This window comes from Knoellia locipacati, from assembly GCF_007992835.1.
Lineage (GTDB): Bacteria > Actinomycetota > Actinomycetes > Actinomycetales > Dermatophilaceae > Knoellia > Knoellia locipacati.
Genome location: NZ_BKBA01000009.1, coordinates 276,254 through 300,560, shown reverse-complemented (window position 1 = coordinate 300,560; position 24,307 = coordinate 276,254). Strand labels below are relative to the sequence as shown.

The window sequence follows — 24,307 nt, the reverse complement described above, 5'->3', positions numbered from 1 at the left end:
AAGGCGACGCTGTGGACGAGGACCCGCGCCGTCACGTCCTGTGGACAACCGCGGCGGACCGGCAACGACAGGCGACGACCGGTGCCGGGGCCCCGCCGGACACGGCACGGCCCCGGGACCCGAGGGTCCCGGGGCCGCAGGACGTCAGTTGGTGGGGCTGCAGAAGGACTTGCCGGCACACATGTACTGCGGGGCCGCCTGCGCTCCCTGGGCGCCGATGATGCCGACGGCGGCCATGACGGCGAGGCCAACGAGGTAACGACGGGTGTTGCGCATGGGTGTCTCCTTTGACGTGGTGCGACCCGGACGCCGGTGTGCGGCCGAGCCTTCCGTGCGGCACTCGCCGGGGCGAGGTCCGTGGCGGGAGTTTCCCGCCGGACCCACCCAACGCGATCGGCTCGGGTGCCGCCCGGCTGCTGCAGGAAGCTGCAGCAGCGCTGCGCGGACGGTCTCGACGTGGCAGGGACCGCCCGCCCCTCGGGGCACGCAGCGCAGTGGCCTGCCCGGCGTCGTCCACGCCGGGCAGGCCACCGTGCCTCACGTCACTGGAGAGTGAGCGCGTACACCTCGAACCGCGGGTCGGTCGGCAGGGTGACCGACCGCAGCTGCTTGCTGCCGTCCGTCGCACCCGACGCCGCGAACAGCTGCACCGGCGGCCCGTCGACGCCCTGGCCGGCGCGGATCCGGTGGTCCATGGCGATGGCGACGGTGTTGCCGTTGCGTCCGCTCCCGGCAGCCCAGTCGGTGAGCGAGACGGGGACGTCCGCCACCGAGCCGTCGGTGTAGGTCACGCGCAGCGCCGTCGAGACGTCACCGCCGTGCGAGGCGCCGACGAGCCGGAGCGTGGACCGCTCCCCCGGCGGCAGGAGCAGGGTCTGTCCGCGGGCCTCCACGAAGTTCGCGGCGGTCCCGGAGGGTGAGGGGACGGCATAGGTCACGCCGTCGTGCACCCACGAGCCGGCAGCCGGGAGCAGCGCTGCGTCGAAGCTCCAGCCGCCGCCGTCGAAGTTGCCCTCGGTCGAGGCCGACACCGTGGCGGTCCCGTCGTGGTTGCGCTCGCCGGCGAGGTCGACCGCGCACGGCGTCGTCGCACCGGCGCAGGCCAGCGGCACCTGGAACCGGACCGGGAGCGTGCGGACGACGTCGGGCACGCCCGGCGCGGACGCGGTGACGACGACCTCGTGGTCACCGGTTGCACCGGCCGGCACCGTGAGCGTCACCGGCACGGACCTCGACGCCGGGACGCTGTTGCTCTTGAGGACGGTGCTCGTCGACGCGGCGGTGGCCTTCCACCCGGCCGGGGCCGTGACCTCCACGCTCACGGGCAGGCTCTTCTGCGCCTGACCCAGGAGGTCGACGACGAACGTCCCGGACGTGTCGCCCTTCGCGAGCACGAGCGGGCTGGGCTTGACCGACATGCTCAGCGACACCGCCTTCGAGCCCTTGGACGTCGACACCGACGGCGGCACGTCCGACGGGCGGGTGCCCCACGAGCTCGGGGTCTCACCGACGACGTGCTCGATCGAGCCACCCGAGCGCAGCGCGTCCCAGTCGACCCAGCTCTTCGTCGACTTCTTGCCGTCGACCGTCAGCGACTGCACGTAGCGGCGGTCGTCCGAGACGCCGGGAGCCGTGATCGTGAGGTGCCCACCCTGGCGCTCCGTCCCGGTCTCGGGCCGTCCCACCGTGATGTCGGTCCGCTCGAACTGCGGGCTCGACACGACGAAGTAGTTCGCGCCGCTCATCGGCGGGTGCAGACCCCACGACGACATGACGTACCAGGCCGACATCGTGCCGAGGTCGTCGTTGCCGGTCATGCCGTCGGGTCCGGGGTTGAACAGCGTGTATGCCGCCCGCGTCACCGTCGCGGTCTTGGCCGGCTCCCGTACCCATGCGTACATGTAGGGAGCGAGGAGGTCGGGCTCGTTGTTCGGGTTGTAGGTGGGCTTGCTGTAGTAGGCGTAGGTCGCCTCGATCCAGTCGGTGCGCACCGTGCCCTCGGGGTCGGTGAGCAGCTTGTCGTAGGCGAAGAACCGGTCGAGCCGCTCGGCCGTGGCCGCGCGCCCGCCCATGAGCTCGACGAGGTCGGCCGGGTCCTGCGGGACGAGCCACTGGTACTGGTAGGCACCACCTTCGTGGAACGCGTGCGACGCGGCGACGGGCTCGTACGGGTCGAGCCAGGTGCCGTCCGCGAGACGAGGCCTGAAGGTGCCGGTCTGGCTGTCGTAGAGGTTGCGGTAGCTGCGACCGCGCTCGTCGAACATCGCGGCGTCGGCCTTCTTGCCCAGCGCCTTGGCCATGATCGCGAGCGAGGCGTCGGCGGCGGCGTACTCGAGCGTCGCCGAGGCGGGGTGGACGCAGTCGTTGTCTCCACCCTTGTGGTCGCAGTCCTTGCCGAGCTCGAGCCCGAACGGGATGTAGCCGAGCTTCTCGTAGTAGTGCTGCCCGCTGCGGCCGTTGTACTGGCTGTCGGTCGGCGGCCGTTCGGTGGCGTTCTGGCGCAGGAGCGCGTAGGCCTCCTTCTCGTGGCCGGCGAGGAAGCCCTTGGACCAGCCCTCGACGAGGAACGGCGTCACGGGGTCACCGGTCATGATGTTGGTCTCACTGTTGGCGAGCGCCCAGCGGGGCAGCCAGCCACCCTCGCGCCCGATCGCGAGGACCGAGAGGTAGGAGTCGCGGGCGACGTCGGGAGCGAGGATCTCGAGGAGCTGGTTCTGCGGACGGTAGGTGTCCCACAGCGAGAAGTTCTGGCGGGCGGTCCAGCCGTCGGAGGTGTGGACCTTGCCGTCCCAGCCGAAGTAGCGCCCGTCGACGTCCTCGGCGAGGTTCGGGTGGAGCAGCGCGTGGTAGAGCGCGGTGTAGTACGCCGTGCGCCGCGGCTCGGTGCCACCGGTGATGCGCGCCTTGCCGAGCTCCTTCTCCCAGCGCTGGGTCAGCGCCGCGCGCGTGGCGTCGAAGTCGAACGAGTCCTTGGTCTCGGCCTCGAGGTTGGCGCGCGCGCCGGCCACGCCGGTGTAGCTCAGGCCGACCTTGAGGGTGCTGCTCGTCGTGCCCTCGGGCAGGGTCACCCAGGCGCCGTTCGCGCCGCCCTTGGTCGAGGCGTCGCGCGCGCCCGGCGTCCGGGTCGAGCCGGACCACGTGCCGAACGACGCGAACGGCTTCTCGAACTGCGCGGAGAAGTAGATCGTGTGCTCGTCCTTGCCGGCACAGAAGTTGCCGTTGTGGATGCGGCCCTCGATCGTCCGGTCGCCGACGACGTGGATCTCGGAGTCGAAGACCGTGCTGTTGGCCTTCGCGGTGTTGAACAGGACGTTGGCCTGCTTGCCCTCGGGGAAGGTGTAGCGCTGCCATCCGGTCCGGTCCGTGGCCGTCAGCTCGGCGTCCACGTCGTACTTCGTGAGCCCCACGCGGTAGTAGCCCGGTGTCGCCTCCTCGTCGTCGTGCGTGAAACCGCTCCGGTATGCCGTGGAGTCCGTCGTCGTGACCGCTCCCGTCGTGGGCATGACGGGCAGCTCGCCCACGACCGGACAGCCGACACCGGACAGGTGGGTCTGGCTGAAGCCGTGGATGAGCGACTGCGAGTAGTCGTAGCCACCCTCTCCCCCGGTGTCCGGGCTGACCTGGACCATCCCGAAGGGGGCACTCGGCCCGGGGAACGTGTTGCCGTTGTCCTGGGTGCCGACGAACGGGTTGACCGATGACGTCAACGGGGCTGCCGCCTCGGCGGTGGGCAGGGTTCGGCCGCTGACCGCGGGAGCGGTGAGCGCGAGCGCCGCAGCGACCGGCAGGAGGGACAGGGATCTGGCGAGGCGATGGCGCATGGGAACTCCTGGTGGGGCGACGGTGGTCCACGGGATGCAGCCAGCCTCTCGGCGCCCGCCACCCCCGGCAACCGCTGGCGGGCCCTTGTCCGGTTCCGGCGACCCACCGGACAAGGCGACATAGCAGCACTCCACGTGGGGGCGCGTGGAACACTGCACGACATGAATGACCGACTCCAGAACGGTGCTCTTGCCGGGCTCCTCGTCCTGACACTCGTCCTCGTCGGTTTCTCCCTCCGCAGCCGCGGCTCCTCGCCGGCCACCACGCAGGCCCGTCCCACGACGTCGTCGGCCAGCGCGACACCCACCCCCACGCCGACCAAGGCCGCGGGACCGGTCGTGTTCCTCGGCGACTCGGTGACCGAGGGCAAGAGCGCCACGACGCCGGCGAAGCGCTGGACCGCCCTCGTGGCACGCTCGCTCGGCCTCAAGGAGGTCAACCTCGGCCACGCCCGCACGGGCTACCTGCGGGTCGGGCCCGACGGGTCGTGCGGCGACGCGGCGTGCCCGAGCTTCAAGGACTCGATCAAGGCGGTCGTGGCCGCTGCGCCGTCGACGGTCATCGTCACCGGTGGTGGCAACGACACCGGGCTGCCCGCCGACGAGGTGTCCGACGCGGTGACGGCCACCCTGTCCGGGCTGCGCAAGGCGCTGCCGGACGCCACGATCTACGTCGTCAACCCGTGGTGGGACCTGCGGCCGCTGCCCGACACGCTCGGCGAGCTCACGACGACGGTGTCCAAGGCGGCGACCGCGGCCGATCTGACCTACCTCGACACCGAGCAGCCGCTCGTGGGCAAGCCCGACCTCATGGTCGCCTCAGGCACCAACCCCAACGACGCCGGCCACGCCGCGCTGGCCAAGGCCGTGACCGAGGCCATGAAGCCGTAGCGGCTGACAGGTGGGGAGGCCTCCTCTAGGCTGAAGCCCACCGACAGGCGGGTTCATGACCCGTCGGCGCAGGGAGCGCGCGGTGCGTACCCGGGAAGTGGATCACGATGCCAAGCAACATGCTGTCGCGAGTCGCGGCAGGCGCGGTCGCCAGTGCGGCCGCTGTTGCGCTGACCTTCGGCGTGGCCTCCGCCGAGCCGGTCCTCCCGACCAACCCGGTGCCAGCCGAGCCCACGACGCCCCCGACGCCGACCCCCGAGCCCACGCCGACGACGCAGGCTCCCACGCCGACCCCGCCACCGACGACCGTGCCGCCGACCCCGACGAGCACCACCACGCCGACGCCGGGCACGACGACTCCCCCACCGTCGACGAGCACCCCGCGGCCCACGTCGACCCCGCGCCCCACTCCGCGCCTGCCGTGGCAGCCACCGGCTCCCGGCCAGTCCAACGACGGCCCGCGGTCCTTCGACCCCGACGTCACCCTGAGCACCACCCAGCTCGCCGAGCAGGTGTCCGCCGCCGAGCAGATCTGGAGCCAGATCACCGCGTCCAACACCGGACTGGCCGTGGCGCTCAAGGAGCTCCAGACCATCGCCTCGCAGTCCAACACGCTTCTCGAGTCGCTGACCGAGGCGCGTGCGGCGGAGGCGGCCGCGACCACCTCCGCGGCGCAGGCCAAGGTCGAGCTCGGTGTGCTGCAGGCGCGTCTCGAGCGCGCCCGGGCGATCGTGCGCGAGTGGGCCTTCCAGGCCTACTCCGAGGGTGGGAGCAGCGGCGAGATGCTCTCGGTCCTCGACGCGATGAAGGCCGAGGAGGCCAAGGTCGGTGACCCTCTGGGCGACCTGTCCTACCTCACCGACCAGCGTGTCCGTGCCGTCGACGAGGTGCGCACCCTCACGGCACGTCAGAACCAGCTCACCGAGGTCCGGGCGGACGCCCAGGCGGCGGCGACGACCGCGGCCGCGACCATCGTGCGCGAGAAGGCCCAGCTCGACGTCCTGCTCAAGACCCAGCAGACCAAGCTCACCGCGCTGCAGAAGTCGCACGCCGCCGACGTCGCGAAGGCCGGTCCCATCGCGGCCTACCTCGCCGGCATACAGACGCCGGAGGCCAAGGCGGCCTACACCAAGCTCGTCGGCGTGCTGGGTTCGGCCATCACGACCTCCGGCATCGGCAAGCCGTGCAGCACCGCCTCCACGAGCTACCCCAACGGTCTGTTCCCCACGAGCGCGCTCTGCCCGCTGTGGCAGGCGTCGGGCGAGATGCTCTCCCCTCGTGCCGCAGCCGCGTTCAACGCGATGAGCCAGGCCTACGCCAAGCAGACCGGCAGCCCGATCTGCGTCACCGACTCCTACCGGTCGCTGAGCCAGCAGTACGTCACCAAGGCCAAGCGCGGTCGCTTCGCGGCCCGTCCGGGCACGAGCCGCCACGGCCTGGGCATGGCGCTCGACCTCTGCGGCGGGATCAACAACTTCGGCTCCCCCGCCCACCTCTGGATGAAGCAGAACGCCCCGCTCTACGGCTGGTTCCACCCCAGCTGGGCCGCTCCGGGCGGGGCGACTCCCGAACCGTGGCACTGGGAGTTCGCGGGCTGAGGACGACACGTCCTCGGTGAGTAGTGATACTCGCCCCCTCGTCGTGCCTCATGTGCGAAAGTTCGGCACATGACGACGCAGTCGGCCGCTCCCGCCATCGACGAGTACGCGGACACCGCCCGGTACCAACGGCCCTGGTACTGGTACGACTGGGCCAACTCGGCCTTCGTCACGACCACGGCCACCGTCCTCTTCGGGCCCTACCTCACCGCCATCGCGAAGGAGGCCGCCTGCCCCGGTCTGGCCGACGGCGCCAGGTGCACCACGGACCTCGACGTGCTGGGGCTCCCGATCGACCCGGGCTCGCTGCACCCCTACACCGTCGGGCTCTCGACCTTCGTCGGGGCCCTGCTCCTCATCTTCGTCGGCGCCATCGCCGACCGGGTCACGCGCCCGGCCCGGCTCATGGCCCTCTTCGCGGGCATAGGGTCGGTCGCGGCCTCGCTGATGTTCTTCGTCGAGGGCACCAACTGGCAGCTCGGCGTCGCGCTGCTCATGGTCGCGAGCATCGCGCTCGGCGCCTCGCTCGTCGTCTACGACGCGATCCTCGTGCGGATCGCCCACCCCGACGACCGCGACAAGGTGTCGTCGAGGGGGTGGGCGCTGGGCTACCTCGGCGGTGGTCTCCTGCTCGCCGTGAACTTCCTCATGCTCAGCAACGAGGAGACGTTCGGTGGGACCGGGCAGACGGTGCGGATCTCCATGCTCATGGCCGGTCTGTGGTGGGGGCTGTTCACGCTCATCCCGGTCCTGGGCATGTGGCAGATGCGCGGCGTCGAGAAGCCTGCCGTCGCCGCCAAGGCCGGTGTCGTCGGCGGGACGTTCCGCCAGCTGTCGGACACGTTCAGGCACCTCCTCGGGCTGCGCCAAACGCTGCTGTTCCTCGTCGCCTACATGTTCTTCAACGACGGCATCCAGACGGTCATCGGCCAGTCGAGCCTCTACGGCACCGCCGAGCTCGGCTTCTCCGAGACGACGATGCTCACGCTCTTCCTCATGGTCCAGTTCGTCGCGTTCGGTGGCGCGCTGATCTTCGGTCAGGTGGCCCGCCGGCTCGGCGCGTGGCGCACCGTCCTCGGCGGCATCATCATGTGGGTCCTCGTCATCGTCGCGGCCTTCTTCGTCCCCGAGAAGGCCCTGGCGGCGCTCTTCGCCCTCGGCGTGGGCATCGGCCTCGTCATGGGCGGCACCCAGGCGCTGAGCCGCTCGATGTACTCGCAGCTGGTCCCCCGCGACCGTGAGGCCGAGTTCTTCAGCCTCTACCAGGCGCTCGAGCGCGGCACGAGCTGGTTCGGTGCCGTGATCTTCGGTGTCGTCCACCAGCTCACCGACTCCTACCGCCCCGCGATCCTCGCCCTCATCGTCTTCTTCGTCCTCGGTGGAGTCCTCCTCGCCAAGGTCGACATGCGCCGGGGCATCCGTGAGGCGGGCAACGAGGTGCCAGCAGTCGTCTAGATCCGCTAGACTGATATGTCGCGTCCTCACGGGCGTGCTCAGTCACACGGGGGAAACGAGCCCTGCCAGGCGGGCCGCGAAGTCTTCGCTGCTCTCGGAACAACGAGTGTTCCTCATCCGTTTCACCCTGTGACACCCGGCGCACCCATCACCCGCCGGGATCCACGAATTCGTTGGGAGTAACCCCATGGCAGAACGCAGCCTGCGCGGCAGCCGACTCGGCGCCCTCAGCATGGAGACGGACGAGAACGTCGTCCCGAGCGAGCGGCAGATCACCACCTACCTGTGCCCGCAGGGCCACAAGATCGAGCTCCCGTTCTCGATCGAGGCCGAGATCCCCCACGTGTGGGAGTGCCGCTGCGGCGAGGAGGCCAAGCTCCAGGGCGGTGGCCCCGAGCCCGAGGCCAAGCCGGTCAAGCACGTCCGCACCCACTGGGACATGCTGCTCGAGCGCCGCTCCATCCCCGAGCTCGAGGAGCTCCTCGAGGAGCGCCTCACCCTCCTTCGCGCCTCGCGCGGCGAGAAGCCGGGCAAGAAGAAGTCCGCCTGACGGGGTTCACCCTCCCAGAAGCGCGTATGCCGTGTGCCCACCTCGGGCACACGGCATACGTGCGTTCCGGGCCGGCCACTGACGGCCCCACCACGAGTCGGTTCCCCCAACTGATGGCCCCACGGCGAGGCGGTACGCCTCGCCGTGGGGCCATCAGTCGTGTGGTGTGGGTGTGGGTGTGGCCCGTGGCGTCAGTCGACGACCTCGCCCTGGATGGTGCCCTGCGGGCCCGGGCTGCCCGGACCCCTGCCGGGGAACGGCACGGCCACGAGGACCCGGCTCGCGACGAAGGCCTCGAGCAGCCGGCGCGCGAAGACGCGGGTGAACGGCATCACGAAGAACAGGCCGATGATGTCGCTGACGAACCCGGGCAGGAGCAGGAACGCGCCTCCGATGAGGACGAGTGCGCTGTCGGCGATCTCGCGGCTCGGCATCCTGCCGGTCCGCGAGGCCTCGCGCAGCGCCCTCCAGGTCCGTGAGCCCTCGCGACGCATGAGCCACGTGCCCAGCAGGGTGAGCACGAGCAGGGCGACGATCGTCCACCCGATGCCGATCGTCTTCCCCACGAGCACGAGGACCGTGATCTCGATGATGGGGGCCAGGACGAGGCCCACCAGCACGTAGGTCAGCCAGCGCGGACGCCGCCGCCGTGCATAGGGGGTGGAGCCGATCGGGGTGTTCACAACCTGTGCCAACGCGCACGCGACGCGAGCCGTTCCCTCACCTGCTCGCTGCGACGCTGCACTCCCCACACCGTGATCCGGCCGAGCGACTCGCGCACGATGCTCTGGTCCATCTTGGACTGCCCGATCTCGCGCTCGACGAAGGTGATCGGCACCTCGACCACCTCGAGCCCGGCGAGGACGGCGCGACGGGTGAGGTCGACCTGGAAGCAGTAGCCGGCCGACTCGACGCTGGCGAGGTCGAGGTCGCGCAGGGCCTCGGCGCGGTAGACGCGGTAGCCCGCGGTGGCGTCGTTGACGTCCATGCCGAGCAGGACGCGGGTGTAGATGTTGCCGCCCACGCTCAGCACCTTGCGGTGGGTGGGCCAGTTGACGACCTTGCCACCGGGGACCCAGCGGGAGCCGATGACGAGGTCGGCGCGGTCGGCGGCGTCGAGGAGCCGGCGCAGGTCCTCGGGCCGGTGCGACCCGTCGGCGTCCATCTCGACGACGGCGTCGTAGCCCTGCTCGAGCGCCCAGGCGAACCCGTGGAGGTATGCCGCCCCGAGACCCTCCTTGCCGGCGCGGTGCAGGACGTGGACCTGGTCGTCGGCGGCGGCGAGGTCGTCGGCGACGCGTCCCGTCCCGTCGGGCGAGTTGTCGTCGAGCACGCAGATGTCGACCTCGGGGACGGCGCTGCGCACGCGTCCGACGATGGTCGGGAGGTTCTCGCGCTCGTTGTAGGTCGGGATGAGCACGACAACGCGGTCGAGGGGTGGACGCTCAGTCAACGGGGTCCTTCGTGGTTCGCGTCGAATCGGGTCGGTTGACCCTATCCCGCCGTGCCCGGAGCACGGCAGCGGCACACAGGCCGAGGAGGACGAGGACCGCGAGGCGCTCCGGCCACGGCCCGAGCGTGTCCGAGAGCGTCCGGTCGGTGCGGATCGCCACGGACCCGATCCGCTGCTCGGCCGTGAAGAGCCCGGTCTTTCCGCTGACCGAGCCGTCGGGTCCGATGAACCCCGAGACGCCGACGGTCGAGACGTGCGCGACCGAACGGCCGTGCTCGATGGCCCGGATCCGCGAGATCGCGAACTGCTGCTCGGACTCCGCGGTGTAGCCGAACGTCGCGTTGTTGGTCTGGACGAGGATGAGTCCCGCGTCCTTGCCGGGCTGGGTCACCGACTCGCGCATGAGACCGTCGTAGGCCACCTCGAAGCAGATCGTGGGCAGGGCCCAGTAGGCGCCGGACGGGGCGTCGATCCGGAAGGCGCCGAGCTCGGTCCCCTGGGTGAAGTCCTTGGTGACGAGGTCGACCTTGTCGCTGAAGTTCCGGAAGAACGACCGGTAGGGGATGTACTCGGCGAAGGGCACCGGGTGGTTCTTCACGTAGCGCTCGGGCTCCGCTCCCCCGGGCCGGTAGAGCAGCGAGACGTTGGAGACCTCGGGCTGTGGCTCCTGGAGCACCGCGCCGACGATGACGGGGACGCCGACCGCCGAGATCGCCCGCTGCACCTGCGCGGCCGCGTCGAGGTTGCGGATGGGGTCGATGTCGGAGGAGTTCTCGGGCCAGACGACCAGGCTCAGCGGCTCGGTGAGGCGCTCCCCGAGGTCCGCCGACCGCATCTGCTCCGCCACGAGCTCGGTGCCGCGGACGTGGTTGTCGAGGACGGCGCGACGCTCGGCGTTGAAGTCGAGACCGGGTCGCGGGACGTTGCCCTGGACCATGGCCACGGTGACCCGTCGTCCGCTGATCTCCGGCGTCGACAGCCCGGCCAGCACGAGGACGGTGGCCGCGGCGACGATCGACGCCACGGCCACCCGGCCGTGGGACCGCACCGTCGTGGCGGCCAGCAGCAGTGCGGTGCCGACGAGGGCCACCGCGAAGGTCACACCCGGCGCGCCGAACCACTGCGCCACGTTGGCGAGCGGGCTGTCCGCCTGGCTGAACGCGAGCCGGGCCCACGGGAAGCCGCCGAACGGTGTCGTCCCCCGGGCCATCTCCTGCGCCACCCACGCGAGGGGGATGACGGCATACGTGGCGTCGCCCCAGCGCGGGCGGAGGCGCCGGCCCACGAAGCCGACGACGGCGCACATCGCGGCGAGGTAGACCGCCTCGAGGGTCGCGAGCGCGAACCACGGGACCTTGCCGACATAGACGCCGGACCACGACAGGACCGGGACGAAGAAGGCCCACCCGGCCACGAGCCCGAGCACGAAGCCGCGCCGCCCACCGACGCCGACCGTCACCCCGCCGAGCAGCGCGACGGCGACCGGTGCCAGCCACCAGAGGTCGTGCGTGGGGAACGCCAGCCACAGGAGCACACCCGAGACGAGCGCGCCGAGGAGGCGGACGGCATACGGGATTCGCGGCGGCACGCAGCCACCGTAGGTCACCGACCTCAGCGCGGCGGCACCACCACGACGCCACGGGCAGTCGTCGCGACGACGGGCGGGTCGAGGACGTCGGCGGCGGACTCGCCACGCTCCGGGTTGCCGCGGGCGACGACCCGCACGGCGAACTCCATCTCGCGGCTGCGGGTGCCGACGCGCACGAGCGTGGCCTCGATCTCGATGCAGTCGCCGGCCCGAACCGGGGCGAGGAACTGGACGTCGCTGTAGGACGCGAACAGGCCCTCGTCGCCGTCGGTGACGATGCACATCTCGGTCGCGACGTCACCGAACGCGGCGAGCGAGTAGGCGCCGTCGACGAGGTTGCCGGCGTAGTGGGCGTGGCTGTAGGGGACGTAGCGGCGGTGGGTGACGGTGCGGCCCACGGTGGCGGCGGTCTCGCTCATGGCGCTCATGCTCCCTTGCTGTGGCTCGTGGCGGCACCCTGCGGCACGAGGGCGTGCACGAGGTAGCTCGCGACCTCGCCGGGCGTCGTGCCGCGGCCGAAGATGCGGTCGACGCCCAGGGTGGCGGCCGAGCCCTCCTCGAAGCGCGGCCCGCCGACGACGAGCAGCGGCACCTTGCCCGCGGGGAACGCCTCGCGGAACGCCGCCGACATCGCGGTGGTGTTGTGGATGTGGGCATCGCGCTGGGTGACGACCTGGCTGACGAGGACGGCGTCGGCCTTCTCGGCGCGCGCCCGCTCGACGAGGTCGGGGACGAGGACCTGGGCGCCGAGGTTCACGACCTTGATCTCGCGGTGGTACTCCAGGCCCTTCTCCCCCGCGAACCCCTTGATGTTGAGGATCGCGTCGATGCCGACGGTGTGCGCGTCGGTGCCGATGCACGCGCCGACGACGACGAGCTTGCGGCGGAGGTGGCGCTTGATCGCGGTGTTGATCTCCTTGCCGGACAGCAGCGGGAACTCCCGCTCGACGACCTCGACGAGGCCGGGCTCGACGAGGTGCTTGACCGAGCCGTAGACGACGAAGAAGGTGAAGCCGTCACCGATGGGCTTGGCGTGCACGAGCAGGGCGGGCTCGATGCCCATCTTGCCGGCGAGCTGCAGCGCCGCGCCCTCGGCGCGCTTGTCGTGCGGCAGCGGCAGGGTGAACGACACCTGCACCATGCCGTCGCCGGTCTGGTCGCCGTAGGGACGCACGACCTTCGGGATCTCGGCGACGTCGGGGAAGTCGGTGACGGCAGGCGTGGAGGTGGGAGTCATCGGGTGGCCCCTGTCTCGAGGAGGGTGATCGCGGGGTTGTCGTAGCCGTCGGCGCGCTCGACGACGCCGTCGAGCCCCTTGCCGGCCGTCGCCGGACGCTTCATCTCACCGAAGGTGCCGTCGGCGATCGCCTCGAGCAGCGGTGCCCTGCCCGGCTCGTCGGTGATCTGCTGGAGCAGGTCGATGGCCTCGCCGAGCACCTGGCGGGCGCGGGTCTGGATGAAGCCGTCGCGCGGCGGGTGGAAGTCCTCGGTGAGCCCGCCGGCGGCGTTGAGGACGTAGCGGACGTTCTGCAGGGCGATGTCGCGGTCCGAGATCCAGGGCGTGACGACGGCCTCGGTCATCATCCCGACGAGCAGGATGCCCTGACCGGTGAGCGCCCCGACGAGGTTGAAGAAGCCGTCGAGGAGGTTGCCCTTGAAGACGTCGCCGGTCATGTGCTTGGTCGGCGGCATCCACTTGAGCGGCGCGTCCGGGAAGAGCGTGCGGGCGAGCAGCGCGTGCGCGAGCTCCATCCGGAACGAGTCGTGCAGGTCGGGGTTGATCTCGAACGCGTGGCCGAGACCGAGCTGCCAGTCCTCGAGCCCGGCCTCCTTGGCGAAGTACTCGTTGAGCAGCTGGCTCACCGTCACGGTGTGCGCCGCCTCGACGGCGTCGCTCGTCGTGAGGTAGTTGTCCTCGCCGGTGTTGATGATGATCCCGGCGCGGGCGTGGACCTGCCGGCTGAACCGCTGGTCGACGAACGTGCGGATCGGGTTGATGTCGCGGAAGAGGATGCCGTACATCGAGTCGTTGAGCATCATGTCGAGCCGCTCCATGCCCGCGAGCGCCGCGATCTCGGGCATGCACAGTCCACTCGCGTAGTTGGTCAGGCGGATGTAGCGCCCGACCTCCTTGCTCGTCTCGTCGAGCGCGGCCCGCATGAGGCGGAAGTTCTCCTGGGTGGCGTAGGTGCCGGCATACCCCTCGCGGGTCGCGCCCTCTGGCACGTAGTCGAGCAGGCTCTGCCCGGTCGAGCGGATGACCGCGATGACGTCGGCGCCCTCGCGGGCGGCGGCCTGCGCCTGCGGGATGTCCTCGTAGATGTCGCCGGTGGCGACGATGAGGTAGATCCAGGGCCGCTGTTCGGGGTCACCGTGGCGCTTGACGAGCCGCTCACGCGCGGCGCGCTGTCGGTCGATCGTGCGTATGCCGTGTGCCACCGCCGTGCGCGACTGCTTGCCGGCCGCCGTGGCGTCCTTGCCCTCCGGGATGCGGAAGTCGACCGACCGGCTGCTCGCCATCTGCGCCAGCGTGAGCAGGTCGGGTGCAGCGCCGCGACGCAGCGCGTCCCAGACGGGCAGGGTCACCCCGTGCTCGAGACCGACTCCCTCACGGACGGCGTCGACGAGGTGGTTGACCCACGGCACCCGCTCGTGGTCGGCGCCGGAGAGACCGGCGAGACGCAGGGTGGCCCGCTCGACCGACACCGTCGTGTGCTGGTTGGCAATCCTGACGACGGGCCTGCCGACCGAACGGGCGAGCTGGCGGGCCCGGCGGACGTCGGCCCGGTCGAGCTCGAGGAGGGGGCGCTGGCGTGAAGACACGACGGCAGGCTACCAACGACACCGCCGATCTTGCGGCCAGCCTCGCCCCACGCCGCAAGATCGGCAGGTCGGCTCGGCCGGTCGCCATCAATGCGGTTGCTCCGTGACCTGCGAGTCGCAAGGCTCGTGCCATGACCCTCGACCTGACCCGGCTGGACCACCTCACCCAGGACGAGCTGTGGGACGAGCAGGCAGCCGCCTCCTACGACACCCCCGGCATCGGCATGTCGTCCGACGAGGTCCTCGGGCCGACGCTCGACCGCCTCGTCGCGCTCGCCGGGGACGGTCGGGCGCTCGAGCTGGCCGTCGGCACGGGCCGGGTGGCGATCCCGCTGGCCCGCAGAGGGGTCCCCGTCACCGGGATCGAGCTGAGCCGGCCGATGCTCGACCAGCTCGGCCGCACCGACGGTTCCGACGCCGTCACCGCCGTCCACGGCGACATGGCGACGACGCGGGTGGAGGGTGAGTTCTCGCTCGTCTACCTCGTCTACAACACGATCGCGAACCTGCTCACCCAGGAGGCGCAGGTCCGGTGCTTCCGCAACGCCGCCGCGCACCTCCGCCCCGGTGGGCACTTCCTCATCGAGCTCTGGGTCCCGGACCTGCGAGCCGTCTCGCCGTCGGCGCCCGCCCAGGTCTTCGCGGTCCGGGACGGCTACCTCGGCCTCGACGCGATCGACACCGCGACCCAGCGACTCATGTCGCACCACGTGACCTTCGACCCGGGCACCGACGGACCCGACCGGCGGTCGGCGCGCATCGGCTTCACCCCGCACCGCTACATCTGGCCCTCCGAGCTGGACCTCATGGGTGAGCTCGCGGGGTTCGAGCTGGCCTCGCGCGACGCCGACTGGTCCGGCGCGCCGTTCACGTCGGAGTCGCGCTCGCACGTCTCGGTCTACCGGCTGCGCTGACCCTCGACCACGGCGAGGCAGGCCTGCGCGATCTCGAGCTCCTCGTTGGTCGGGACGACCCAGACCGGGATGGCGCTGCGGGACGTCGTCACGAGGCGCTCGGGCGCCCCGCCCTCGTTGGCGTCGCGGTCGAGCTCGACACCGAGGATGCCGAGGCCGTCGAGGACCTCGCCGCGCACGAGGCTGCTGTTCTCGCCGATCCCACCCGTGAAGGCGATGGCGTCGACGCGACCCAGCACCACGGCATACGCACCGACGTACTTGCGCAGGCGGTGGACCATGACGTCGAGCGCGAGCGCGGCGTCCTCGTCCCCCGCCTCCCTCCGGGACTCCACCTCACGCAGGTCGGAGACACCGGCGAGCCCCAGGAGCCCGCTGGCCTTGTTGAGGGCCTCGTCGTATGCCGTCCCGTCCAGACCCGCGACCCGCTGCAGGTAGGCGCCCAGCGCCGGGTCGACGTCGCCGGAGCGGGTGCCCATGACGAGGCCCTCGAGCGGGGAGAGCCCCATGGAGGTGTCGACGCTCTCGCCTCCGCGGACGGCGCAGGCGCTGGCGCCGTTGCCGAGGTGCAGGACGATGACGTTGGTGTCCGCCGGCTCGCGCCCGAGGAGCTGGGCAGTGCGCCGCGACACGTAGCGGTGCGAGGTGCCGTGGAAGCCGTAGCGACGGACGCGGTGGCGGTCGCGCCACTCCGCAGGCACGGCATACGTGTGCGCCGCAGGCGGGAGGCTCTGGTGGAAGGCGGTGTCGAAGACGGCGACCTGGGGCACGTCGGGGAAGGTCGTGCGGGAGCCGCGGATGCCTTCCAGGTTGGCGGGGTTGTGCAGCGGGGCGAGCGGGACGAGCTCCTCGATCGCGGCGATGACGTCGTCGTCGACGAGGACGGGCTCGGTGAACTGCGGGCCGCCGTGGACGACGCGGTGGCCGACGGCGAAGAGCCCGAGGGTCGCGAGGTCGGGTCCGTGCTCCCTCAGGGCGGTGCGGGCGGCGTCGAGCGCCTCGGTGTGGTCCGTGCACGTGACGTCCTGCTCGTGGGTCGCTCCCCCGCTCGTGTGCCTGAGGTGCCCGGCTCCGCCGATCCGCTCGACGATGCCCGAGGCCGCGGTCTCACCGGACTCGGCGTCGAGCACCTGGTACTTGAGCGACGACGAGCCCGCGTTGACGACGAGGACGGGACGGCCCTGGTCGGTCGTGCCGGTGGGCATCAGGAGCCTGCCTGGACCGCGGTGATCGCAACGGTGTTGACGATGTCGCGCACCAGCGCTCCTCTGGACAGGTCGTTGACCGGCTGGTTGAGGCCCTGGAGGACCGGTCCGATCGCCACGGCCGACGCGCTGCGCTGGACCGCCTTGTAGGTGTTGTTGCCGGTGTTGAGGTCGGGGAAGACGAGGACGGTGGCGCGACCCGCGACCGGGCTGTCCTTGAGCTTCGTCGCCGCGACGTGGGGGTCGACGGCGGCGTCGTACTGGATCGGGCCCTCGACGAGCAGCTCCGGGGCCCGCTCCCTGACGAGGGCGGTCGCCGCACGCACCTTGTCGACGTCGGCGCCGCTCCCCGACTCCCCCGTCGAGTACGACAGCATCGCCACCCGCGGCTCGATCCCGAACCGCTGCGCGGTGCGGGCCGACGAGATCGCGATGTCGGCGAGCTGCTCGGCCGTGGGGTCGGGGTTGACCGCGCAGTCGCCGTAGACGAGCACGCGGTCGGCGAGGCACATGAGGAAGACGCTCGACACGACCGAGACGTCGGGGGCGGTGCGGACGATCTCGAGCGCGGGGCGGATCGTGTGCGCCGTGGTCGTGATGCTCCCCGACACCATCCCGTCCACGAGGCCGGCGTGGACCATCATCGTCCCGAAGTACGACGGGTCGAGGACGCGGTCGCGCGCCTCGTCGAGGGTGACGCCCTTGTGGCTGCGCAGCTCGGCGTAGGTGCTGGCGAACTGCTCGCGCAGGGCGCTGGTGGCCGGGTCGATGACGTCTGCGGCCGAGATGTCCACCCCGAGGCGGGCCGCGTGCGCCGCGACCGTGTCGGGGTCGCCCAGCAGGGTGAGCCGGGCGATGCGCCGCGACAGGACCGTGTCGGCGGCGAGCAGGATCCGGTCCTCGGCCCCCTCGGGCAGCACGATGTGCGACCCGGCGGCGCGGGCGGCGTCGACGAGGCGGTGCTCGAACATCAGCGGGGTGACGACGCCACCGTCGGCCGGCTCGACGTGGCCGAGCAGCTCCTCGGCGTCGACGCCGTGCTCGACCATCGCCACGGCCGCCGCGAGCTTGCGCGCGGACCCGGGCGTGAGCCGGCCCCGGGCGGACCCGAGCCGGGTCGCGGTCGACATCGTGCCGCCGTCCGTCGCGATGACGGGGAGGACGACGTCGAGTCCCTCGATGAGCCGCTCGACCTGGGCCGGCAGCGGGAACCCGCCGTTGAGCACGATCCCCGACAGGGTCGGGAAGGTCATCGAGCGATGCGCCAGCAGGACTCCGATGACGACGTCCTCGCGGTCGCCGGGCACGATGACGACCCCGCCCTCGATGAGCCGGTCGAGGACGTGCGGCATCGTCATCGCCGCGACGACGAGACCCATGCACTCGCGGTCCAGGAACGCGGGGTCACCGTGGACCAGCCGTCCGTCACAGGCGGCCATGAGGTCGGCGACGGTGGGCGCGCGGAGCAGGGGTGTCTCCGGCAGGACCTGCACCGGCACACCCAGGCGTTCGGCGACGACGTCGCGCGTGGCGTCGACGAGGTCGGGTGCGACTTGGTTGGCGACCACCCCCGTGACGTGGGCGTGCACCCCGCGTGCGGCCGAGACGGCCATCTCCGCGGTCGTGGCCACCTCGCCCGGGTCGCGGTCGGACGCCGGGACGACGAGGAGCAGGCGCGAGCCAAGGTTCGCGGCGACCGAGGCGTTGACCGAGAACTCGGTGGGGGCGGCGACGTCGGTGAAGTCCGACCCGACGACGAGGACGACGTCGTGGTCCCGGGCGACGTCGTGGAAGCGGTCGACGATGACGCCCATGGCCCGCTCGGGCGAGGCGTGGAGCTCGTCGTAGGTCACGCCACAGGCACGCTCGGCGGGGAACGTGCCGGGCAGCCGCGACAGCAGTGTCTGCACGAGCTCGTCGGGCGCACCGGCGCGCACGATGGGCCGGAACACCCCGACGCGTCCCGCGCGCCGGGCCAGCTGGTCGAGCAGTCCGACGGCCACCGCCGACTTGCCCGACTGTGCCTCGGTCCCCGCGATGTAGATGCTCGTCACCACAGTCGCGAAACTACCGTGCTAGCCCTCGAGCCGGCCCTCGAACAGGGTGCGCACCGCGGCGTTCGCGCGCAGGAGCTCGAGTGCGTATGCCGCGTGGCCGGGGACGTAGCCGTTGCCCACGAGCATCGTCACGTCGGCAGCCAGTCCCTCGGCGCCCAGGGCGGCCGCCGCGAAGTTCGTCGCCATCGAGAAGAAGATCACCGTGCCGCCCTCGGCGGTCGCGAGGATCGCCGGCTGCTCACAGCCGGTGACGTCGACGCAGACGACGGTGAGGTCGGCCGGTCCCCCGACCGCGGCCAGGGCGTCACTCAGGCCGATCGGGCTTCGGGCGTCGGCCACGACGACGTGGGTGGCGAGCCCCGTGCCCTCGAGCAGGGCGGCCTCTGCGTCGTCGCGCACGACCGCGACCCGGCGGGTCGCACCGGCGTCGGCGGCTGCGGCCAGCGAGAGGGACCCGGACTTGCCCGCTCCCCCGAGCACGACGACCGAGGGACCCTCCGACTCGTGCTCATCTCGCCCCTTCCCCTCCTCCGTCACGGGCGCCCCGTGGCTCGTGGGAGGAATGGGTGAGGTGGTCACGCGACCGGTGCGGCCGGCATACGAACGGACGGTCCGGGCCACGAGCGCCGGTGCGCCGCAGACGTCCATGACCATGAGCGCCAGCTCGGGCGAGAGGTCGTCGGGGAGCTTCGCGGCGATGGAGCGGCCGAAGAGGATCGCGTGGCCGCTGGCGGGCACCCGCTCCCCCAGCCCGTCCCAGCGCTCGAGGCCGTCGGTGATGGCGAGCGGCGTGAGCGACAGGGAGACGAGGGTGGCCACGCGGTCACCGGCGGCCAGGCCCAGGCCAGACTCGGGCCCGACCTCGGCCACGGTGCCGATGAGCATGCCGCCGCTGCCGGTGACGGGGTTCTGCATCTTGCCGCGAGCGCCGACGATCTCGAGGACCTCGGCCCGGATCGCGGCGCCGTCACCCCCGTGCTTGTCGTGCAGCTGCCGGTAGGACGCGGCGTCGAGGTTGAGGGTGTCCACGTCGATCCGCACCTCGTCGGGCCAGAGCTCCGGACGGGCGTCGAGGACGCGGGCGGCCTGGGGCAGCGACTCCCCCGCCGGCTCGAGGACCCGGTGGACGCCGAGGGGCGACGACGTGGTGGTGGGCTGCGACGAGGGCGAGGCGGGCACGCAAGTTCTCCTGTCTGGCGACACGCGGCAACAAATATTGCGGCATCGAAGTGACGAACGAGTGTTCTGTCCGTATCCTCGCAGACATGACGACGAACATCGAGCAGCCCTACGTCTACCGGCGCAGGGAGCTCGTCGAGCCCGACTGGACCCGCTTCCCGGGGTGGCGTGACGTCACCGCCGCCGAGTGGGCGAGCGCGCAGTGGCAGCGTGCCCACTGCGTCAAGAACGTCGGCCAGCTGCGTGACCTCATGGGCGACCTCCTCAGCGAGGACCTCTACGCCGACCTCGAGCGCGACCAGGCCGAGCGCGCGACGATGTCGATGCTCGTGCCGCCGCAGATGCTCAACACGATGGTGAGCGAGATGAGCTGGACCGACGGCTCGATGCCGGCGGCCGGCGCCGCCTTCACCGAGGCCTTCCTCGCGGACCCGGTGCGCCGCTACATGCTCCCCGTCTTCAGCGACCGCCGCACCGACTGGGCCTCGCACCCGTTCGCCGCGCGCGACAGCCTCCACGAGCACGACATGTGGGCCGTCGAGGGCCTGACCCACCGCTACCCCACCAAGGTGCTCGCCGAGATGCTGCCGACGTGCCCGCAGTACTGCGGCCACTGCACGCGCATGGACCTCGTCGGCAACTCCACGCCGCAGATCGTCAAGCTCAAGCTCGCGGGCAAGCCGGTCGACCGCCACGCCGCGATGCTCGACTACCTCCAGCGCACGCCGCAGGTGCGCGACGTCGTCGTCTCCGGTGGCGACGTCGCCAACATGCCCTGGAAGAACCTCGAGGGCTTCCTCGACAAGCTCCTGCGCATCGACAACATCCGCGACATCCGTCTCGCGACCAAGGCACTCATGGGCCTGCCGCAGCACTGGCTCCAGGACGACGTCGTCGAGGGGGTCGCCCGCGTTTCCGCGCTGGCCCGCTCCCGCGGTGTCTCGCTCGCGATCCACACGCATGTCAACCACGCGCAGTCGGTGACGCCGCTCGTCGCGGCGGCCTCCAAGGCGATGCTCGAGGCCGGGGTGCGGGACGTCCGCAACCAGGGCGTCCTCATGCGCGGTGTCAACGACACGAGCGAGGACCTGCTCGACCTCTGCTTCGCCCTCCAGGACGAGGCGATGATCACGCCGTACTACTTCTACATGTGCGACATGATCCCGTTCTCGGAGCACTGGCGGCTCGCGCTCTCCGAGGCGCAGCACCTGCAGCACTCGATCATGGGCTACCTGCCCGGCTTCGCCACGCCGCGCATCGTCTGCGACGTGCCGTTCGTCGGCAAGCGGTGGGTGCACCAGGTCGACAGCTACGACCGCGACAAGGGCATGTCGTTCTGGCGCAAGAACTACCGCACCTCGATCGAGGGCTCGGACGAGCAGGCGCTGTCGCGCGAGTACGTCTACTACGACCCGATCTACACCCTCCCCGAGGCCGGCCAGGACTGGTGGCGCTCCAACACCGACGTCGACGAGGTGCACGCCGCGGCGCTCGCCGGTGCCGGAGCGAGCCGCGACGCGTCGGCGCGCGACCTCGACTGACCCGAGGTTCCGGACGGGCCCGAACCTCAGCCGAGGTCGGGCCCGTTCGCACGTCCCGGGGCGCCTCGGGGACGCCCCGCGGACGCCCCCGGGGAATGCCGGAGCCGCGCCACGGGTTCTTCTCCTCTCGTACCGTCGAATCGTCCCGAGAGGCCCCCATGAGCACGACCAGCACCCGAACCGGCACCGATCGGGGCGTCGAGCAGGGGACGACCCCCACCGAGCGCGCACGGCGGCGACTGGGCCGCGGGCCCGGGTTCGTCCTGGCCCTCGCGGCCGTCGTCGCGATGATGGTCGGCGCCAGCGCCCCGTCGCCGTTCTATCCGGTGCTCCAGCAGGAGATCGGGTTCTCCGCGGGTCTCATGACGACGATCTTCGGCGTCTACGCGCTGGCCCTGCTCGTCACGCTGCTCGTCACCGGCTCGCTCTCGGACCACATCGGCCGCCGCCCCGTCCTCGCCGTGGGCTTCCTCGTCCTCGCCGCGAGCATGGTCGGTTTCTGGCACTCCGACAGCGTCGCGACCCTGCTCGTCTCCCGCGTCGTCCAGGGTGTCGCCGGCGGCCTGCTCCTCTCGACGATGACGGCCGCCGTCACAGACCTCGAGCCCGTGTCGCGTCCGGGCCTGGCCGCCACGCTCAACAGCGTGACCCCGCTTTTCGGGCTCGCCGCCGGTGCGCTGCTCGCCGGGGCCGTCCTCGACGGCAACCCCGGTGGCGCCCTCACCGTCGTCTTCGCCGCGCTCACCGCGACCTACGCCCTCATGGCCTTGGGCTCGCTCGCCCTGCCCGAGACCTCGCCGCGCCACGAGGGGTGGGCGCGATCGCTCCGCCCGCACATCGGCATCCCGGCAGCCGCACGCCCCGCCTTCCGCAGGTCGGCCCCGGCGCTGTTCGCCGGCTGGGCCACAGGTGGCCTCTACCTGTCGCTCGGTGCGCCGATCGTCGGCCAGCTGCTCGGTGGACGCTCCCACTTCGCCCAGGGCTCCGTCGTCGCGGTGCTCACGGGCACGGGGGCCGTCAGCTCCTACCTCTTCCGCAACCGCACACCGCGGCAGGTGACGATCTACGGGACGACCATGCTCGCCCTCGGCACCGCGCTCACGCTCGTCGCCCTCCATGCGCAGTCGCTCCCGGGCTTCCTGCTCGCCGCCGTCGTGGCCGGCTCGGGCTTCGGGACGTCGTTCCTCGGCATCATGCGCTCGATCACCCCCACGGTCGGCCCGGAGCAGCGAGGCGAGCTCTTCTCGAGCGTCTTCGTCGTGAGCTACCTCGCGTTCGGCCTGCCCGCCGTGGCCGCCGGCTTCGCCGCGCCCGAGCTGGGGCTCGAGACGACGGCGTCGGTCTACGGGCTCGTCGTGGTCGTGCTCTCGGGTGCCGCCGCGCTGATGCGGACCTTCACCACGCGCGAGTGAGCCCACGGCATACCCTCGCGTCATGGGACGCAAGGACCGCGGTGGCTCCGTCGGCACGCCGGCGACCGCCGCGCTGACGAAGGCAGACATCCCGTATGCCGTCCGCGCCTACGAGCACGACCCTGCGGCCGAGTCCTTCGGTCTCGAGGCCGCGCAGGCATTGGGCGTCGAGCCGGAGCGGGTGTTCAAGACCCTGCTCGTCGACACCGGCAGCGGGCTCGCCGTCGGCATCGTCCCCGTGGACGGCACGCTCGACCTCAAGGCGATCGCCATGGCCCTGGGGGTCAAGAAGGTGACGATGGCCGATCCCGGGGCCGCCGAGCGCAGCTCGGGCTACGTCGTGGGTGGCATCTCCCCCATCGGTCAGAAGCGGCCGCTGCCGACCGTGGTGGATGAGTCCGCCTCGTCGCACGAGAGCGTCCTCGTGTCCGGAGGGCGGCGCGGTCTCGACCTCGAGCTCTCGCCGGCCGACCTCGTCCGGGTCACCGGCGCCACCCTGGCGCCGATCGGCCGTCCGACGGCGTGAGAGGGTCGCTCCATGATCGAGATCCTCAGCCCCACGGAGGTCGCGCGCGGACGGGTCACCGGCGCGCTCGTCGGTGAGATCCTTCAGACCGTCAAGGCACGGAGCACCGAGGGGACCAACCTGCTCGAGATCGACGCCTGGACCAAGGCGATGATCCTCGATGCCGGTGCGGAGTCCTGCTACGTCGACTACGAGCCCTCCTTCGGGCGCGGCCCGTTCGGGCACTACATCTGCACCTCGGTCAACGACGCCGTCCTGCACGGGCTGCCGCACGACTACTCGCTGGCCGACGGCGACGTCCTCACGCTCGACCTCGCGATCCTCAGGGCCGGAGTCGCCGCCGACGCCGCGATCACCTTCGTCGTCGGCGGTGCCGACAAGCAGCCCGAGGGTGGTGCGCTCATCGCCGCCACCGAGCGGGCGCTAGAGGCCGGGATCGCGGCTGCCGGCCCGGGGGCCCGGATCGGCGACCTGTCGCACGCGATCGGCACGGTGCTCACCGAGGCGGGCTACCCGGTCAACACCCAGTTCGGTGGGCACGGCATCGGCTCGACGATGCACCAGGACCCGCACGTGTCCAACACCGGCCGTCCGGGTCGCGGGTTCACGCTCCGCCCCGGGCTGATGCTCGCGCTCGAGCCGTGGGTCATGGCCGACACCGCAGAGCTGGTGACCGATGCCGACGGCTGGACGCTGCGCAGCGCGACCGGCTGCCTCACCGCCCACACCGAGCACACGATCGCCATCACCGACGACGGTGCGCAGATCCTCACCCTGCCGGGCGCCTAGTCACGGCTTGCCGCGGCCGGGCGGCTAGGACGCGATCCGCAGGTGGTCTGGCAGCTCACGTACCGCGTTGCCGGTGACGACATAGGTCGCGAGCAGGTTGACCCCGAGCTCGCGACAGCCGTCGACGACGGCCTGGTGGCACGCTCTGTCGTCGTCGGTGAACAGCGGCGAGCCCATCCGGCCCAGTGCCAGCACGAGGGCCGGAGGTCTGAGGTCGGCCACGACCTTGTCGAGCACGAAGCGCACCTGCTCGGGCGTGGGTGAGCCCATCGCCGACGACGACGGGCGTCGTCACCCGGTGGTTCTCGTCGAGGAACACCAGGGCGAGACAGCCGGCCTCGCGGTCGGCGTGGGACACGAAGAGGTCGACGGCGTCGGCGCGCAGCACCGGGTCGTCGAGCGGGAGGTCGCGGAAGTTCGGGGGCAGGTTCTCGAAGGTCATGCCGCCGATGGTGCCGGGTGACGGCGAAACGGCCGTGGGCTTTTCCACAGCCTCCGGACGGCC

Annotated in this window: 22 protein-coding genes; 10 read left to right on the top strand and 12 right to left on the bottom strand. The window is 71.4% G+C overall.

Annotated elements, in window-relative coordinates:
* Nucleotides 1–144: 144 nt before the first annotated feature.
* Nucleotides 145–276 (bottom strand): hypothetical protein, encoded by a 132-nt coding sequence (locus tag KLO01_RS17515; RefSeq protein ID WP_275938380.1) that lies wholly within the window; start codon nucleotides 274–276, stop codon nucleotides 145–147.
* A 266-nt stretch (nucleotides 277–542) separates the two neighbouring features.
* The gene (locus KLO01_RS12970; RefSeq protein ID WP_147065782.1) at nucleotides 543–3,821 is read right to left on the bottom strand and encodes a GH92 family glycosyl hydrolase; all 3,279 of its coding nucleotides are present in this window, start codon (nucleotides 3,819–3,821) and stop codon (nucleotides 543–545) included.
* 162 nt (nucleotides 3,822–3,983) lie between these two features.
* Here KLO01_RS12970 and KLO01_RS12965 point away from each other — a divergent pair, with 162 nt between their 5' ends.
* The 4 genes from KLO01_RS12965 to KLO01_RS12950 all read left to right on the top strand — a co-directional run bounded on the left by KLO01_RS12965 (nucleotide 3,984) and on the right by KLO01_RS12950 (nucleotide 8,315).
* Nucleotides 3,984–4,712 carry an SGNH/GDSL hydrolase family protein gene (locus KLO01_RS12965; RefSeq protein WP_186828042.1) on the top strand — a complete coding sequence of 243 codons (729 nt, stop codon included), beginning with the start codon at nucleotides 3,984–3,986 and terminating at the stop codon, nucleotides 4,710–4,712.
* Between the two features lie 107 nt (nucleotides 4,713–4,819).
* Nucleotides 4,820–6,310, top strand: a complete 1,491-nt coding sequence (locus KLO01_RS12960; RefSeq protein WP_147065777.1) for a M15 family metallopeptidase — start codon at nucleotides 4,820–4,822, stop codon at nucleotides 6,308–6,310.
* A 69-nt stretch (nucleotides 6,311–6,379) separates the two neighbouring features.
* A complete protein-coding gene (locus KLO01_RS12955; RefSeq protein ID WP_147065775.1) occupies nucleotides 6,380–7,765 on the top strand; it encodes an MFS transporter in 1,386 nt (461 codons plus the stop codon).
* A 187-nt stretch (nucleotides 7,766–7,952) separates the two neighbouring features.
* Nucleotides 7,953–8,315: an RNA polymerase-binding protein RbpA gene (locus KLO01_RS12950; protein WP_147065773.1), complete on the top strand. Its 363-nt coding sequence runs from the start codon at nucleotides 7,953–7,955 to the stop codon at nucleotides 8,313–8,315.
* 191 nt (nucleotides 8,316–8,506) lie between these two features.
* Here the strand turns inward: KLO01_RS12950 and KLO01_RS12945 are convergent, their stop codons facing one another.
* Genes KLO01_RS12945 through kamD form a run of 6 tightly spaced genes read right to left on the bottom strand, consistent with a single transcriptional unit; the run spans nucleotide 8,507 to nucleotide 14,179 of the window.
* On the bottom strand, nucleotides 8,507–8,998 hold the full coding sequence (locus KLO01_RS12945) for an FxsA family protein (RefSeq protein ID WP_246136199.1): 492 nt from the start codon (nucleotides 8,996–8,998) through the stop codon (nucleotides 8,507–8,509).
* Nucleotides 8,995–9,768, bottom strand: coding sequence for a polyprenol monophosphomannose synthase (locus tag KLO01_RS12940; protein ID WP_246136198.1), 774 nt, complete (start codon nucleotides 9,766–9,768; stop codon nucleotides 8,995–8,997). Before KLO01_RS12940 ends, KLO01_RS12945 begins: the two co-directional genes overlap by 4 nt.
* Nucleotides 9,761–11,356 carry an apolipoprotein N-acyltransferase gene (gene lnt / locus KLO01_RS12935; RefSeq protein WP_246136197.1) on the bottom strand — a complete coding sequence of 532 codons (1,596 nt, stop codon included), beginning with the start codon at nucleotides 11,354–11,356 and terminating at the stop codon, nucleotides 9,761–9,763. The genes KLO01_RS12940 and lnt overlap by 8 nt, the downstream gene beginning before the upstream one ends.
* A gap of 23 nt (nucleotides 11,357–11,379) precedes the next feature.
* The gene (gene kal, locus KLO01_RS12930; protein ID WP_147065769.1) at nucleotides 11,380–11,775 is read right to left on the bottom strand and encodes a 3-aminobutyryl-CoA ammonia lyase; all 396 of its coding nucleotides are present in this window, start codon (nucleotides 11,773–11,775) and stop codon (nucleotides 11,380–11,382) included.
* 5 nt (nucleotides 11,776–11,780) lie between these two features.
* The gene (gene kamE, locus KLO01_RS12925; RefSeq protein WP_147065768.1) at nucleotides 11,781–12,593 is read right to left on the bottom strand and encodes a lysine 5,6-aminomutase subunit beta; all 813 of its coding nucleotides are present in this window, start codon (nucleotides 12,591–12,593) and stop codon (nucleotides 11,781–11,783) included.
* On the bottom strand, nucleotides 12,590–14,179 hold the full coding sequence (kamD, locus tag KLO01_RS12920; protein ID WP_147065766.1) for a lysine 5,6-aminomutase subunit alpha: 1,590 nt from the start codon (nucleotides 14,177–14,179) through the stop codon (nucleotides 12,590–12,592). Before kamD ends, kamE begins: the two co-directional genes overlap by 4 nt.
* A gap of 131 nt (nucleotides 14,180–14,310) precedes the next feature.
* Between kamD and KLO01_RS12915 the strand changes: the two genes are divergently transcribed.
* A complete protein-coding gene (locus KLO01_RS12915) occupies nucleotides 14,311–15,093 on the top strand; it encodes a class I SAM-dependent DNA methyltransferase (RefSeq protein ID WP_147065764.1) in 783 nt (260 codons plus the stop codon).
* Here KLO01_RS12915 and KLO01_RS12910 read toward each other — a convergent pair.
* The 3 genes from KLO01_RS12910 to kdd are packed head-to-tail and all read right to left on the bottom strand — an operon-like array spanning nucleotide 15,078 to nucleotide 19,534.
* Nucleotides 15,078–16,298, bottom strand: a complete 1,221-nt coding sequence (locus KLO01_RS12910; RefSeq protein ID WP_147065762.1) for an acetate/propionate family kinase — start codon at nucleotides 16,296–16,298, stop codon at nucleotides 15,078–15,080. The two genes, KLO01_RS12915 and KLO01_RS12910, sit on opposite strands and share 16 nt — an antisense overlap.
* Nucleotides 16,298–18,355, bottom strand: coding sequence for a phosphate acetyltransferase (gene pta / locus KLO01_RS12905; RefSeq protein WP_147065760.1), 2,058 nt, complete (start codon nucleotides 18,353–18,355; stop codon nucleotides 16,298–16,300). Before pta ends, KLO01_RS12910 begins: the two co-directional genes overlap by 1 nt.
* An 18-nt stretch (nucleotides 18,356–18,373) precedes the next feature.
* Entirely contained in the window at nucleotides 18,374–19,534 is a 1,161-nt protein-coding gene (gene kdd / locus KLO01_RS12900; RefSeq protein WP_147065758.1) for an L-erythro-3,5-diaminohexanoate dehydrogenase, read from the bottom strand.
* An 86-nt stretch (nucleotides 19,535–19,620) separates the two neighbouring features.
* Here kdd and KLO01_RS12895 point away from each other — a divergent pair, with 86 nt between their 5' ends.
* The 4 genes from KLO01_RS12895 (at nucleotide 19,621) to map (ending at nucleotide 23,802) form a co-directional block, all read left to right on the top strand.
* Nucleotides 19,621–21,075, top strand: a complete 1,455-nt coding sequence (locus tag KLO01_RS12895) for a KamA family radical SAM protein (RefSeq protein ID WP_147065756.1) — start codon at nucleotides 19,621–19,623, stop codon at nucleotides 21,073–21,075.
* A gap of 158 nt (nucleotides 21,076–21,233) precedes the next feature.
* Nucleotides 21,234–22,487 (top strand): MFS transporter, encoded by a 1,254-nt coding sequence (locus KLO01_RS12890; protein ID WP_147065754.1) that lies wholly within the window; start codon nucleotides 21,234–21,236, stop codon nucleotides 22,485–22,487.
* 22 nt (nucleotides 22,488–22,509) lie between these two features.
* The gene (gene ybaK / locus KLO01_RS12885; RefSeq protein ID WP_147065752.1) at nucleotides 22,510–23,013 is read left to right on the top strand and encodes a Cys-tRNA(Pro) deacylase; all 504 of its coding nucleotides are present in this window, start codon (nucleotides 22,510–22,512) and stop codon (nucleotides 23,011–23,013) included.
* Nucleotides 23,014–23,025: 12 nt separating this feature from the next.
* Nucleotides 23,026–23,802, top strand: coding sequence for a type I methionyl aminopeptidase (gene map / locus KLO01_RS12880; RefSeq protein WP_147065750.1), 777 nt, complete (start codon nucleotides 23,026–23,028; stop codon nucleotides 23,800–23,802).
* Between the two features lie 24 nt (nucleotides 23,803–23,826).
* Here map and KLO01_RS12875 read toward each other — a convergent pair whose 3' ends face one another.
* Nucleotides 23,827–24,072, bottom strand: coding sequence for a hypothetical protein (locus tag KLO01_RS12875; protein WP_147065748.1), 246 nt, complete (start codon nucleotides 24,070–24,072; stop codon nucleotides 23,827–23,829).
* On the opposite strand from KLO01_RS12875, the gene KLO01_RS12870 reads away from it, so the two are divergent.
* Nucleotides 24,059–24,265: a hypothetical protein gene (locus KLO01_RS12870; RefSeq protein WP_147065747.1), complete on the top strand. Its 207-nt coding sequence runs from the start codon at nucleotides 24,059–24,061 to the stop codon at nucleotides 24,263–24,265. The two genes, KLO01_RS12875 and KLO01_RS12870, sit on opposite strands and share 14 nt — an antisense overlap.
* The last annotated feature ends 42 nt before the right edge of the window (nucleotides 24,266–24,307 follow it).

Excerpts from the sequence above, each read along its gene's own strand:
- KLO01_RS17515 (WP_275938380.1), bottom strand. The coding sequence starts at position 276 with ATGCGCAACACCCGTCGTTACCTCGTTGGCCTCGCCGTCATGGCCGCC.
- KLO01_RS12970 (WP_147065782.1), bottom strand. The coding sequence starts at position 3,821 with ATGCGCCATCGCCTCGCCAGATCCCTGTCCCTCCTGCCGGTCGCTGCG.
- KLO01_RS12965 (WP_186828042.1), top strand. The coding sequence starts at position 3,984 with ATGAATGACCGACTCCAGAACGGTGCTCTTGCCGGGCTCCTCGTCCTG.
- KLO01_RS12960 (WP_147065777.1), top strand. The coding sequence starts at position 4,820 with ATGCCAAGCAACATGCTGTCGCGAGTCGCGGCAGGCGCGGTCGCCAGT.
- KLO01_RS12955 (WP_147065775.1), top strand. The coding sequence starts at position 6,380 with ATGACGACGCAGTCGGCCGCTCCCGCCATCGACGAGTACGCGGACACC.
- KLO01_RS12950 (WP_147065773.1), top strand. The coding sequence starts at position 7,953 with ATGGCAGAACGCAGCCTGCGCGGCAGCCGACTCGGCGCCCTCAGCATG.
- kal (WP_147065769.1), bottom strand. The coding sequence starts at position 11,775 with ATGAGCGAGACCGCCGCCACCGTGGGCCGCACCGTCACCCACCGCCGC.
- kamE (WP_147065768.1), bottom strand. The coding sequence starts at position 12,593 with ATGACTCCCACCTCCACGCCTGCCGTCACCGACTTCCCCGACGTCGCC.
- KLO01_RS12915 (WP_147065764.1), top strand. The coding sequence starts at position 14,311 with ATGACCCTCGACCTGACCCGGCTGGACCACCTCACCCAGGACGAGCTG.
- KLO01_RS12910 (WP_147065762.1), bottom strand. The coding sequence starts at position 16,298 with ATGCCCACCGGCACGACCGACCAGGGCCGTCCCGTCCTCGTCGTCAAC.
- KLO01_RS12895 (WP_147065756.1), top strand. The coding sequence starts at position 19,621 with ATGACGACGAACATCGAGCAGCCCTACGTCTACCGGCGCAGGGAGCTC.
- KLO01_RS12890 (WP_147065754.1), top strand. The coding sequence starts at position 21,234 with ATGAGCACGACCAGCACCCGAACCGGCACCGATCGGGGCGTCGAGCAG.
- ybaK (WP_147065752.1), top strand. The coding sequence starts at position 22,510 with ATGGGACGCAAGGACCGCGGTGGCTCCGTCGGCACGCCGGCGACCGCC.
- map (WP_147065750.1), top strand. The coding sequence starts at position 23,026 with ATGATCGAGATCCTCAGCCCCACGGAGGTCGCGCGCGGACGGGTCACC.
- KLO01_RS12875 (WP_147065748.1), bottom strand. The coding sequence starts at position 24,072 with ATGGGCTCACCCACGCCCGAGCAGGTGCGCTTCGTGCTCGACAAGGTC.